The sequence below is a fragment of the Novosphingobium sp. FG137 genome (assembly GCF_057809735.1).
The window spans coordinates 309,201-322,499 of sequence record NZ_JBMDKN010000005.1 but is presented as its reverse complement, the minus strand read 5'-3'; the positions used below and the strand labels follow the sequence as shown (position 1 = coordinate 322,499).

Genomic DNA, 13,299 nt, shown 5'->3' with positions numbered 1-13,299 from the left:
CGCCACCCCTTCCATTCATCAGCCTTCGATCACATCCGGGTTGCGATCTTGATGCCGTAGGTCAGCGGACGCACGATCGTCGACGTCTTGATGTACTGCGACGAGTTGGTGAACGTCGAAGCATGGCTGTTGAACAGGTTGTCACCGAAGATCGTCACCGTCCAATTGTCACGCGTGAAGCCGATCTGCGCATCGGTCAGCGCATAGCCCGGCATCTTGTAGCGCAGCACGGTCGTGGCCGGAACGATGATCCCGTTCGGGCTCAGGCCGTTGCCGTTGCCCGGGACGTTACCGTCAGGATAGGTCGAAGGCTGGTTGTACTGCGTGCTGATGTAGTTCACGCCGGCACCGATGAACCAGTCCATGCCGCCCTTGCCCGACCATTCGTAGCGGGCGCGGATGTTGCCCTGGAACTTGGGGCTGAACGGCGTGATGCTGCCGACGTTGCCGAACGGGCTCTGCACCGGCTTGACCTGTCCGCCCACGAACACCTGCGTGATGCACTGGCCGAAGCTCGACACACCGGGGTTGTTGGCGATGAAGCAAGGCGCGTTGGCCTGCTTGCTTTCGTTGTAGGTCGCCGAACCGTTGATGGTCAGACCTTCCATCGGACGCGCGAAGAGCTGAGCCTCAAGACCCTTGATGTGATAGGTCGGGCCGTTCGTCGCGAAGGCGGTGTTGCCGAAGCCTGCCGCGGGGTTGAAGAACCCGATCTGGATGTTCTTCCACTCCATGTAGTAGCCCGACAGGTTGAAGGTCATCTTGCCGTCAAACAGATCGGTCTTCAGGCCGGTTTCCCAGTTGATCAGGTTATCCGGCGAATAGGCGGCCGGAACGAGAAGCTGGGGTGCGTGCGGTGCGATCGGATCGCGCACACGGGCCGAAGGACCGCGGTTGAATGCGCCCGGACGGAAGCCTTCGCTGTAGGTGAAGTACAGCATCGTGCCCTGCTGCGGCTTCCAGGTGATCGTGCCCTTGCTGCGGAAGCCCTTGTACGTCGACTTGAGGCCGAGCGCATCGAGGTTCGAACCCGTGGTGCAGACCGCAACCTGATAGCACCCGCCGTTGAACGACGAGTAGACCGAGCCCTTCTGGAAGTTGTCGTAGTAGTAGTAGCGGGTGCCGGCGGTGATCGTCAGATTGTCGGTGATATCGAAATCGATCGAGCCGAATGCCGCATACTGCTTGTAGCCGCGGGTGATGTCCTGACCGAACGACACGCCGGGTGCGCGGGGACCGGGCACGTTGAGCGTTGCATTCGGGTTGGGCGCGACCTGGCCAAGGCAAACCGGGTTCACCGCAGGCGATTCACCACCGGATGGCGCCTTAACAAAGTCGAGACCGCAATTCGGAATGGTCGTGTACGACCAGTCCATGTTGTCCTGGATCTTGAAGTTCTCGTAGTACCCACCGACGATCGCATGCAACCGGCTGCTGTCATACGAAAGGCGCACTTCGTGGCTCTCGTGGGTGTTGCGAACCTTGTCGTTCCAGCGGCTGTTCGGCTCGTAGCAATAGGGCGCCGCGCCGACGTTCCAGTAGTAGTTCGCACCGCCGGTGCACTGGTAGAAGATGCCGTAAGTCGCGCGGGCGTAGTTGGTGTAGTCACCCTGCTGCGAAATGTGACGCTTGAGGTAGGCGCCGGTGTAGATCACCTTGATGTTGTCGCCGATCTTGCCGTTCAGCGTCCAGGCCGTGTTCCAGTAGTCGTCCTTGTTGTACTGGGGCGAGAACAGCGTGGCCGAGAGGCCCGTCAGCGGCTGGTAATCGTAGGTGTAGGTCTGGACCGCGAAGGTGCCCTTCGATTCCAGCTTCTGGTAGGCCTGCGTAACGAGCAGGTCCCAATCCGGCGCGATCTGCCAAGCAAGCGCCAGACGGCCGCCGGTGTAGTCGACCGGGTTGAAGTTGTCTTCGACCAGCGCGGCGTTGCTGTACTTGCCCTGGCGGCTCTGCTGGTCAGGCGTCAGCTTGTTGCCGTTGCCCTGATAGGCGAGGTAGTACGAGCCAAGGTCGCTCGGCAGACGGGTGAAGGTCGAGAGCTTGTTGTCGATGTAGCCGCCGCGGTGGTCGGTGTAGGCCACCACGCGGATCGCCAGCTTGTCCTCGACGATCGGAACGTTGATCATCGCGTTGAACGAGCCGTTGGTCGTGCCGCCGGCGGTGCCGCCGAAGCTGCCTTCGAAGCGGCCCTCGAACTTGCTCAGCTTGGGCTTGTTGGTGATGTAGCGAACCACACCGGCCTGCGCGCCGCCACCAAAGAGCGTGCCCTGCGGACCTTCGAGCACTTCGACGCGCTCCATGTCGGCCAGATAGACGTCGGCGTTGCGCGCCGGGAACTGCATCGACTGGTCATCGAGATACAGCGCCACGTTGGGGAAGCCGCCGATGGTCGCCGAGGACTGCTGACCGGCGAAACCGGCCGAAAGGCCGCGCAGGAAGATCGCGCCCTGGCCCGGACCGTTGTTCGAGAAGGTGACGTTCGGCGTGTACTTGAGCAGGCCTTCGATCGAGGTGACGTTGAGCTTGCTCAGCGTGTCGGTGCTGAAGGCCTGCAGGGTCAGCGGCACGTCCTGGATCGACTGGTCACGGCGCTGTGCCGTAACGATGATCACATCGCTGCTGCTAGCGGCGGCGTCTGCCTGCGGTTCGGCATTCTGCGCCAGCGCGAAATCGCCCGAGCCCAGCGCGACGGCCGCGGCTGCGCACGACAACATAAACCGAGATTTCATTGATACCCCCATCGTTTCCATTCCCTGTCGGCACAAAGCCGCATCCCGTCAAAGCGCAGCGGGCCGAACAAAAACGGAGGCAGTCGTCAGGAGATAGCCAAAAAGGGTGCAAGGGCATGGTGTCTGCCGCTTCAATCCGGATCGACCATCCTGGTCCGATCCCCCTCATGCTGGCAATTCCCTGATTTTACTCCCCGTTTTAGCTCGCGCTTTACCGCGTTTGGGCGAGCCTAGGTCAAAGCAGGGCCTAAATCCACCCCCAGATTGCGCCGACCCAACGTCGTGGGGGATTGTGGCTTTTTGGTCCTCCTTGCCGCGTGTGGCTAGGTGCATTTCAACAAAATATTGATATAAAACACAATTATTCCAGATTGGACGAATCTGGAACCATCCGCAAAGGGCGCGGCGACGCATCAAGCGGCCATGGCTCATGCCATTTTGTCAATTTTCCATGGCGGCATAAGGAAATCCGATTGGCTGCATTCGCGCGGTTGGTCCACCCGGTTCCTTATCCGTACCTCGCGACTTCGGGAAACTTCACGTAATGATCGACCTCAGCCGGATCGGCTCGCTATTGGCCCAGCGGCCGGAAGGGCACTGCCTCCCCCAGGCGCTCTACAACGAGCCTGAAGTCTTCGACTTCGACATGACTGCCATCTACGGCACCAGCTGGCTCATGGCTGGGTTCGAGTGCGAGCTGCCCAAGGCAGGCAGCTATATCTCGCAGATGGTCGGCAAGTGGCCGGTGCTCATCGTAAAGGGCCGCGACGGCGAGATCCGCGCGTTCCACAATTCCTGCCGTCACCGCGGTTCGCTGCTCTGCGCGGCGGGCAGCGGCTCTGCGCCCAAGATCGTTTGCCCTTATCACCGCTGGACCTATGAACTGGATGGCTCGCTGCTTTCGGCGATGCGGATGGAAGACGGGTTCGACAAGGCCGCCCACAGCCTGCGTCCTATCCAGCTCGAGCGCGTCGCCGGCTGCCTCTTCATCTGCTTTGACGACAACCCGCCGCCGTTCAACGAATTCGCACTTCGGCTCGAGGAATACCTCGCGCCGCATGATCTTCGCAACGCCAAGCTCGCGTTCGAGAGCACGATCACCGAGTATGCCAACTGGAAGCTCGTGATGGAAAACGGGCGCGAGTGCTACCACTGTGCCACCGGCCATCCGGAACTGGCGCGAACCTTCCCGGTCGGCCTCAAGCGGCACTTCGATGTCGATGGCGATACGCGGCTAGCCAGCTTCCACGAGCAGATGGCGGCCGTGGGCCTCACCACCGAGGCAATCGAGGGCGACTGGTGGCAGCTCGCGCGCTTTGCGCTCAACCCTGAGGTCGTCTCGCTCTCGATGGACGGCAAGCACCTCGTCAAGAAGCTGATGTGCGAGCTCAACGGCGGCGACATCGGCTCGATGCGCCTGGCCATTGATCCGCACTGCTTCACCCACTCGACCGCCGACCACACCTTCATGTTCAGCGCGATGCCGGTTGGGCCGCATGAAACCGCGGTGACCGGCAAGTGGCTCGTCCACAAGGATGCGGTCGAAGGCGTGGACTACTCGGTCGAGGACCTTGCCGACCTGTGGACGCGCACCAATCTGCAGGACAAGGAACTGGCGGAGAACAACCAGCTCGGCGTGAACAGCCCCGGCTATTTGCCCGGACCCTACTCGCAAGAGGCCGAGATGCTCGCGTTGCGTTTTACGGACTGGTACTGCGACACCGCCCGCAAGTATGTCGAGACGCATGGTAGCTGATTCTTCCAAGGGCTTGAGGCCCGAAACGCTCGCTGTCGCCTTCGGCTATGATCCGGCCGGGGCGCTTGGCGCGGTCAAGCCACCGGTCTATCTCACCTCGACCTTCATCTACCCCAGCGCCCAGCACGCGAAGGACGTCCACGAGGCGTTCTTTGATGGCACGGGGCCGCTGGCGGGGAAGAAGGGTGAGGGGCATATCTACTCGCGCCTCGGCCATCCGGGGCTCGACATTCTGGAATCGCGCCTCGCCGCCATTGATGGCGCGGAGGCTGCCGCCGCGTTCTCTTCGGGCATGGCGGCGCATTCCTCGATCGCGCTGACTTTCGTGAAGCCAGGGGAAAGCGTGCTCCATGGCCGCCCGATCTATGGCGGGGTGGACATGCTCTATGGTTCGGTCATGCCGGGCTTTGGCACGCACGTCGAAACTTATACCGACGGCTGCGATCCCGACGCCGTGCGCGCCGCCGCGCGTGCCGCGCTCGCGAAGGGGCCGCTGGCGCTGATCGTGGCCGAAACGCCGGCCAACCCGACCGCCGCCATGGTCGATCTCGATCTCATGGTCGCGGTGGCGGACGAGATCGGCCGCGAAACCGGTCGCCGCCCGCTCGTGGTGGTGGACAACACCCTGCTTGGGCCCTTCGCCCAGCGTCCGATCGAGCAGGGCGTGGACCTGTGCATGACCTCGCTCACTAAGTACTGTGCCGGGCACAGCGATCTGCTGGCGGGCGGGGTGAGCGGCAAGCTGGAGCTGATCCACCAACTGCGCACCTTGCGCACCACCTGGGGCAATCACCTCGATCCGTTTACCGCCTGGCTCGTGGTGCGCAGCCTCGAATCCGCCTCGGTGCGGATCGAGCGAGCGATGTCGAACGCGCGGCTGGTCGCCGAATTCCTGCGCGATCATCCCAAGGTCGCCGGGGTCACCTATCTCGGCTTCCTTGCTGAAGGCACTCCGGCGCGCGCGGTCTATGATCGTCAGTGCAAGGGGGCGGGTTCCACATTCTCGTTCCACCTCCATGGCGGCGAGGCGGAATCGTTCCGCATGCTCGATGCCCTGAAGCTGCTCAAGCTCGCGGTCAGTCTCGGCGGATCGGAAACGCTGATCTGCCATTCGGCGACCACCACCCACTATGCCGTCCCGCGCGAGGGGCGCCTTGCCGGCGGCATTACCGACGGGACCATGCGCCTTTCCGTCGGGCTCGAACACGCCGACGATATCATCGCCGACCTTTCCCAGGCACTAGAGGCTGTCTGAATCATGCACCTGAATAACGGAACCGATCCCCACGCGATCGGCACCAAGCTTCCTGCGCCCGAGGCGCGCTACGACATGGTCGTGGTTGGCGCCGGACCCTCAGGGCTTGCCGCCGCCATCGCTGGGGCAGGTGAGGGCAAGTCGGTCCTCCTCGTCGACGAGAACCCCATCCCCGGCGCGGCGATGGGCAACGATGTGCCGCTACTGTTCGGCGGCCGCATGACTGCCGCGACGCAGAACGCCGAGCGCATGCTCGAAACCGTGTTCATCAGCGAGCCGATGCTCGAAGCCGCCATGGAAGCTGGCGTCGAAGTGCTTCTCGGCACCAGTGCGTGGGGCGTTTATCGCAACGGCCCCGGCATTACCGGCCTTCCGGAAAACGTCGTCGCGCTTGCCGACAAGGATCGCGGCTGGATCGCCGGCTACGGGGAACTCGTACTTGCCACCGGCGCGCGCGATCTGGCCATCGGGTTCCCGGGTTGGAACCAGCCGGGCGTGATGGGCGCCGCTGCGCTTGAGCGTCTGCTCACCCGCTACGAAGCCTTCGCAGGCAAGCGCGTGCTGATCGTCGGTAGCCACGATCTTGCACTCAGCACCGCGCTCCTCGCCCGCGAGAAGGGCGTCGATGTCGCGGGTGTGGTCGAAGTACGCAACGCGCCGCAAGGCGATGCCGCGCTGGCCGAAGCCGTCCGCGCCGCGCAGATCCCGTTCTATCTGGACGACGCCCCAGCCGAAGCGATCGGCGGCATCGACGGGGTGGAGCGCGTCCGCCTGCGTTCGGGCGCCGAGATCGCGGTCGATACCGTGGTCCTCGCCATCGGCCTTGTCCCCTCGATCGAATTGGTCGACGCGATGGGCGGCAAGCGCGTGCTCGATGGCACGCGCGGCGGCTATATTCCGGGCGATAACGCGGGCGTCACTTGCGTCGGCGATTGTGCCGGGCTTGCCGACACCGGCTTCGACCATGTCGAATACCGCATGGAATGGGCGCGCGAGCTCGGCAAGCTCTCCGCGCCGGATACCATCGTGTGCCAGTGCGAGGAAGTGACCCGCGCCGATCTGCTCGGCGTGCAGCCCCCGCGCTATCTGGAGCGCCCCGCGCCGATGCAGGCGCGTTCGCTCGATACGCTGATCAAGGACGGCCCGCCCAACCCTGACCAGATCAAGCGCCTTACCCGCGCAGGCATGGGCGTGTGTCAGGGCCGCCGCTGCCGCGATCAGGTGGCGATGATGCTGGCCACGGCCGCGAACGGCCCGTTCGGCACGGTCCCGCTCGCCACGCACCGCGCGCCCGTCCGCCCGCTACCCTTGCGCATTCTGGCCGATTGGGAAGAGAGCGAAGATATGCGCGCCGGGTGGGACGTCTGGTTCGGCATCCCGACGCAATGGGTGCCTTACCGGGATATCGACACGCCGCGCGAGCGTGAGCACCAGCAAGCCATCGCCGAAGGGTGGAGCCTCTAAAATGTCTTACGTCGGTATGCCCACCCCTAGCGAAACGCCGCAGGAAACCATGGCGAAGATCGCCGGCACCGCGGCGAAGATGAAAGTCGTCATCGTCGGCGGCGGCGTCTCCGGGCTCAGCGCAGGCTGGTGGCTCGCGCGTTCGGGTGCTCAGGTCACGGTGCTCGACAAGGGCATTGTCGGCTGGGAAGCCTCGGGCCGCAATGGCGGCGGCGCCTCTCACTATCAAAGCCCGCTGTTCGAGGAAGAGCAGCGCATGTGGCCGCACATGGACGAACTGCTCGGCTACCCGACCGAGCACCAGCAGGAACGCCTCGTCATCGCGATCAGCCCCAAGCAGCTGAATCAGTACCATTACCTCGCCAAGATGAACAACGACATGGGCTACCGTGTCGATCTGCTGACTGGCGATCAGGTGCGTGCGATGGTGCCGCTTGCGGGCGACAACTGCCTTGGCGGCATGCACTACCGCTTTGGCGGCCACGCCAATCCGCAACGCTCGGTTCAGGCCTATGCCTGGGCGCTGCAGGATCTGGGCGGGCGCATCGTCCAGCACAGCCCCGTGACAGGCTTCGAAACCGAGGGCGGCAAGGTCATCGCGGTCCATTCCACCAGCGGCAGGCATGAATGCGATGCCGTGGTGGTCGCAGCTGGCCCACAGATTCAGGCGCTCATGGCCAAGCTTGGGGTTGAGGTTCCGCTCGCCGCCGCACGCGCCGAAATGATCGTCACCGAACCCGCGCCGATGATGCCCATCGGCGGCGTCGACGGGAACGGGCTCTATGGCCGCCAGACCTTGCGCGGCAATCTTGCCTATGGCGGCGGCCCGCACGAATGGCTGGAGACCTTCGAGGCCGGCCCCCCGGCGCGGCCTTCCTCGCCGCTCACCCGCAATCTGGCGCGGCGCGTGGCGGAACTGTTCCCCAAGGCTGCGCATCTCAACGTGATCCGCTCCTGGGCGGGCATTGTCGAGAATACGCCCGATGGCCGTCCGATCATCGACCGCATGAAGGATCCAGAGAACGTCACCGTCGTCACCATGTCGGGCGTCGGTTTCGGCCTTTCGCCCGCTTCGGGCCACGCGGTGCGCGATCTGGTGGTCGATGGGCAGTGCAGCTTCACCGATATCGCCAAGCTTAGCCTCGCCCGCTTCGACGGCATAGGCGCAGACTGGCGCGACCAGCGCGGCTGGCAGCCTGCGAAAGCCGAAATCGCGGCATGAAGACGCCCTATTCCGCCTTCAGTCTGCTGCGCGGTGCGTTCAACGGGCAAAAGCACTGGGAACCGGCGTGGCGCGATCCGGAGCCGCGCGCGAGCTATGATGTCATCATTATCGGCGGCGGCGGGCACGGGCTTGCCACCGCCTATTACCTCGCCAAGGTCCACGGCATCCGCAATGTCGCGGTGCTGGAAAAGAGCTGGATCGGCGGCGGCAATGTTGGCCGCAACACCACGCTGGTGCGTTCGAACTACCGTCTGCCGCAGCTGCACAACTTCTTCGAGTTCGGGCTCAAGCTGTGGCACAATCTCAGCGACGATCTCAACTACAACGTCATGTTCAGCCCGCGCGGGGCGATGTTCCTCGGCCACAACGATGGTGACATGATCAAGCTCGCCGAACGCGGCGATGCCATGCGCTGCGACGGGATCGACGCCGAACTCCTGAGCCCCAAGCAGATCGCCAAGATCGAGCCGCTGCTGGACCTTTCCCGCAATGCTCGCTTCCCCATCGACGGCGCGCTGATCCAGTGGCGCGCTGGCACCGCGCGGCACGATGCTGTCGCCTGGGGTTATGCCCGCGCCGCCGATGCGCTGGGCGTTGATATCATTCAGAAGTGCGAAGTGACCGGCTTCGTGCGCGATGGCAACAAGATCACCGGCGTCGAGACCACGCGCGGCCGCATCCTCGCGGGCCGCACCGGCATCTGCGTCGCGGGCCACAGCGGCCATGTCGCGGGGCTCGCGGGCCTCAAGCTACCGATTGAATCGCAGACCCTGCAGGCGCTCGTTACCGAAGGCGTCAAGCCGATGGTCCAGTCCGTCGTTATGTCGCAGTCGCTCCACTTCTATATCAGCCAGTCCGACAAGGGCGGCATCGTCATGGGCGGTGATCCGGACAACTGGCCGAGCTATGCCCGCCGCGGCCAGCCGACGATCAAGGAACATGCCATCGCGCAGGCGGTGACCTGCATGCCCGCGCTCTCACGCCTGAGGATGCTGCGCACCTGGTCGGGTGTGACGGACATGAGCTTCGACGGCGCGCCAATCATCGGGACAACGCCGATCGACGGCCTCTACCTCAACGCGGGTTGGTGCTACGGCGGCTTCAAGGCGACGCCCGCCTCGGGGTGGACTTATGCCCACGCGCTCGCCACCGGCAAGCCGCACGCGCTCAACGCACCCTTCAGCCTCGAACGCTTCATGACCGGGGCAACCATCGACGAAACTGCGGTCGGCCCCATGCCGAACCATCGCTGAGACAGGCTGCAAGATGTACCAGATCACCTGTCCCCACTGCGGCCCGCGTGCCCAGACCGAGTTCACTTACGAGCGCACCACCGATTCCGTCGTCGATCCCGCCGCCGATGCGCACACCGCGATGCAGGCGCTCTACACACGCACTAATCCGATGGGCCTCGATGAAGAAATCTGGCGCCATACCTATGGCTGCCGCGCGTGGATGGTGCTCACCCGCCACCGCGTCACCCATGTGATCGAAGCGGTGAAGGCCATCGGTCCGGAGGCGCTGGCATGAGCGGCCCCGCACGCGCGCCCTCGGGCGAAGAGACGATCCCGTTTACCTTCGACGGCAAGACCTACCACGCGCGCCCGGGCGATACGCTCGCCGCCGCGCTGCTGGCCAACGCCGTCGGCCTCGTCGCGCGCAGCTTCAAGTATCACCGCCCACGCGGGATCATGTCCGCCGGAATCGAGGAGCCCAACGCGCTCGTCACGGTGGGGAAAGGTGGCCGCACCGAACCCAATACCCGCGCGACCGATGTGTTTGTCTATCCCGGCATGGTCGCCATGAGCCAGAACCGCTGGCCGAGCCTGTCGTTCGACATCGCGTCGATCTTCGGCCTCGCTGCGCCCGCACTCGGTGCCGGGTTCTATTACAAGACCTTCTTCGGCCCGGCGAAGCACTGGATGCTTTATGAGGGCTTCATCCGCCGCGCCGCCGGCCTCGGCAATGCGCCGACCGAGCCGGATCCGGACAACTTCTCCCAGCGCGCAGGCTTCTGCGATGTGCTGGTGGTCGGCTCCGGTCCGGCAGGCCTCAAGGCCGCGCTCGAAGCCGCCGAGGCAGGCAAGCGCGTCATGCTGGTCGAGCAGGACGCTGCCCCAGGCGGCTCGCTCCTTCGCGATCCTGATCCCGCCATCGATCCCGCCGCGATGGTCGAGCGGATCAAGGCTCTGGGCGGTGAAGTCCTCCTGCGCACTACGGCCTCGGGCTACTGGGACCACAACTTCCTCACGCTCACCCAGCGCCTTGTCGAACCCGGCGAAGTCCCGCCGCATGGCTTCGCCCAGCGACTCTGGCACGTGCGGGCAGGGCGGGTGGTGCTCGCCACTGGCCTGATTGAGCGGCCAGTGCCCTTTGCCAACAACGACCACCCCGGCGTCATGCTTTCGCAGGCCGTGCGGAGCTATGTGCGCCGCTGGGGGGTGCTTCCGGGCAAGCGTGTTGTTGTCGCCACCAATAACGATGATGCCTATCTCACGGCGCAGGCCCTTGTCGAAGCAGGCGCAGAAGTCGTTGCCCTGCTCGATGCCCGCGCTTCTGGCCCCGCCGCACCTGCTGGCGTTAGCGTCCATTACGATGCGCGCCCCTCCAGCGTCACCGGCCGCAAGCACGCGCTGCGCAAGGTCACGGCCGTTATCGGTGGCAGCGAGCAGAGCTTCGAAGCGGACCTGATTGCCGTCTCCGGCGGCTTCGTGCCCGTCTCGCACCTCCACATGCAGGCGGGCGGCAAGCTCGTCTGGAACGAGGAGGCGCAGGCCTTCATCCCTGGCGAAACTCCGCAGGTCTGCGAGAGCGTGGGCAGCGTGCTTGCGCCGCCCGCGGCGCCTGCCGTCGCGCCCGCGGGCAAGGCGAAGAAGAGCTTCGTCGATTTCCAGAACGACGTCAGCCTCGCCGATATCGATCTGGCCTGGCAGGAAGGCTACCGCTCGGTCGAGCATCTCAAGCGCTATACCACGCTGGGCATGGCGACCGATCAGGGCAAGACCAGCAACATGGTCGCGCTCTCGCGCCTTGCCGAAAAGCAGGGCGTGACGGTGCCGCAGGCTGGCCTCACCACGTTTCGTCCGCCGTTCACGCCCGTCACGATGGGCCTGCTGGCGGGCGCCGGCGCACGCAATGCGGGGGCACACGTGCGCCGGATCCCCTTGCACGCGCTGCACGATGCCCACGATCCGATCTGGCAGCCCCTGGGCTACTGGTTCCGCCCGCGCGCCTACCCGGTGGACGGCGAGGGCCTTGCCGAAGCCTCTTTGCGCGAAGCCCGCACGGTGCGAACGGTCGCGGGCCTCAGCGATGTTTCCACGCTCGGCAAGTTCGAAGTCAGCGGCCTGGATGCCGCGAATCTCCTCGAACTCGTCTGCGCCACCACGGTCGGCAAGCTGGCGGTCGGGCGCGGGCGCTATACCTTCATGTGCCGTGAAGACGGTTTCGTCTTCGATGACGGCACGGTCTGGCGTCTCGCCGAAAACCGCTACCTGCTGACCAGCTCCACCGGCGGAGCGGATCGCATGGCCGGCCACCTTTCCTACGTGCGCAATTCGCTGCGGCCCGATCTCAAGTGCTCGGTGGTCAATGTGCAGGAGCACTACGCCGGCATCGCGCTTGCCGGCCCGCGTGCCCGCGCGATCCTTGCCGCGCTGACGGGTGCCGAACCGCCGCGCCATATGGGCTATGCACCCGCTGTGCTGGCGGGCGTTCCGGTCCATGTGCTCGCCGCCAGCTACAGCGGCGAGCGTGCGTTCGAAATCCATGTCGAAGCAAGCCATGCCGCTGCCGTCTGGCGGGCCATCGAAACGGCGACCCGCGCCGAAGGCGGCGCGCCCTATGGCCTTGAAGCCATGGAACTTCTTCGCATAGAAAAGGGCCACGTGGTTGTCGGCGGCGAAGTCGATGGCCGCAGCACCCCGCACGATCTCGGCCTTGGCGGCATGCTCAACAAGGCGGGCGGCTTTGTCGGCGCGGCGGGCCTGACGCGTCCGGCGCTGTCCGATCCGAACCGCCAGCAGCTTGTCGGCCTCGTCAGCCTAGAGGGCGCGATTCCCGAGGGCGGCATGCTGATCGGCCGAGCGGGTACGTCGCCTCAAGGCTTTGTCACCGCCGCCGCTCGCCGCATCCTTGAAGGCGGTGCCATTGCGCTCGCGCTTCTGCAGGGCGGCCAACACCGCCACGGCGAGGAATTGACCGTCACCTCTCCAACGCGCGGCGAAAAGGCCCGCGTGCGCGTGACCGCGCCGCACTTCTACGATCCTGCCGGGGAACGCTATCGTGACTGATCCCACCTCGATCACTGCCCTGCCGGCGGCGCCGCTCCATGCGCTGGAGATCTGGAGCAACCCCGCTGCTGTCGCGACGCGTGTGCATAAGGCACTTGGTTTCGCGCTGCCTGTGGCGAACCGCAGCGCGGCCAATGCCGCGATCACGCTCATGCGTTTCGAGCCAACGGTCTGGCTGGCCGAGGGCGATGTTTCCGTGCTCGCCGATACGCTGGGTGATGATGGCGCGCTGACGGCCATCGGCGGCGGAATCGTCCGCTTCCGCATCGCCGGGCCGGGCTGGCGCGAGCTTCTGCTGGAAGGCGGGGTGTTCGACACGGGCGCAGCCGCGTTCCCCGTGGGCGCGACTGCTGCCACGATTATCGACCACGTCGGCGTGCGGCTGTTCGTGGAGAGCGAGCATGCCTGCGTGGTCTATGTGCCTGCAAGCTTTGCGCAGAGCCTACACCACTTCTGGGATGAGGCGCTGCCGCTGATCGGGGTGTAGTTCCGCGAGAGATCAGGATTGCTGCTCTGGATCCCCGCCTGCGCGGGGATGAAGAACAACACACGGACATCGTCATCCCCGCGCACGCGGG

9 protein-coding genes are annotated in these 13,299 nt (G+C 65.0%); 8 read left to right on the top strand and 1 reads right to left on the bottom strand.

Features of this window, described 5'->3' with window-relative positions:
- Nucleotides 1-29: 29 nt before the first annotated feature.
- Nucleotides 30-2,714 carry a TonB-dependent receptor gene (locus ACODS2_RS16135; protein ID WP_488999746.1) on the bottom strand — a complete coding sequence of 895 codons (2,685 nt, stop codon included), beginning with the start codon at nt 2,712-2,714 and terminating at the stop codon, nt 30-32.
- Nucleotides 2,715-3,273: 559 nt separating this feature from the next.
- On the opposite strand from ACODS2_RS16135, the gene ACODS2_RS16130 reads away from it, so the two are divergent.
- From ACODS2_RS16130 to ACODS2_RS16095, 8 genes are read left to right on the top strand one after another with little or no spacing between them, the layout of a single operon-like run.
- The gene (locus ACODS2_RS16130; protein WP_488999745.1) at nt 3,274-4,485 is read left to right on the top strand and encodes an aromatic ring-hydroxylating oxygenase subunit alpha; all 1,212 of its coding nucleotides are present in this window, start codon (nt 3,274-3,276) and stop codon (nt 4,483-4,485) included.
- Nucleotides 4,475-5,740 (top strand): cystathionine gamma-synthase family protein, encoded by a 1,266-nt coding sequence (locus tag ACODS2_RS16125; protein WP_488999744.1) that lies wholly within the window; start codon nt 4,475-4,477, stop codon nt 5,738-5,740. The genes ACODS2_RS16130 and ACODS2_RS16125 overlap by 11 nt, the downstream gene beginning before the upstream one ends.
- 3 nt (nt 5,741-5,743) lie before the next feature.
- Complete coding sequence (locus tag ACODS2_RS16120; RefSeq protein ID WP_488999743.1) at nt 5,744-7,204, top strand: FAD-dependent oxidoreductase; 1,461 nt, start codon at nt 5,744-5,746, stop codon at nt 7,202-7,204.
- Between the two features lies 1 nt (nt 7,205).
- Nucleotides 7,206-8,426: an NAD(P)/FAD-dependent oxidoreductase gene (locus ACODS2_RS16115; protein ID WP_488999742.1), complete on the top strand. Its 1,221-nt coding sequence runs from the start codon at nt 7,206-7,208 to the stop codon at nt 8,424-8,426.
- Complete coding sequence (locus ACODS2_RS16110) at nt 8,423-9,682, top strand: sarcosine oxidase subunit beta family protein (RefSeq protein WP_488999741.1); 1,260 nt, start codon at nt 8,423-8,425, stop codon at nt 9,680-9,682. The genes ACODS2_RS16115 and ACODS2_RS16110 overlap by 4 nt, the downstream gene beginning before the upstream one ends.
- A 13-nt stretch (nt 9,683-9,695) precedes the next feature.
- Nucleotides 9,696-9,959 carry a sarcosine oxidase subunit delta gene (locus tag ACODS2_RS16105; RefSeq protein WP_488999740.1) on the top strand — a complete coding sequence of 88 codons (264 nt, stop codon included), beginning with the start codon at nt 9,696-9,698 and terminating at the stop codon, nt 9,957-9,959.
- Complete coding sequence (locus ACODS2_RS16100; RefSeq protein ID WP_488999739.1) at nt 9,956-12,721, top strand: 2Fe-2S iron-sulfur cluster-binding protein; 2,766 nt, start codon at nt 9,956-9,958, stop codon at nt 12,719-12,721. Before ACODS2_RS16105 ends, ACODS2_RS16100 begins: the two co-directional genes overlap by 4 nt.
- Nucleotides 12,714-13,208, top strand: a complete 495-nt coding sequence (locus ACODS2_RS16095) for a sarcosine oxidase subunit gamma family protein (protein ID WP_488999738.1) — start codon at nt 12,714-12,716, stop codon at nt 13,206-13,208. Before ACODS2_RS16100 ends, ACODS2_RS16095 begins: the two co-directional genes overlap by 8 nt.
- The last annotated feature ends 91 nt before the right edge of the window (nt 13,209-13,299 follow it).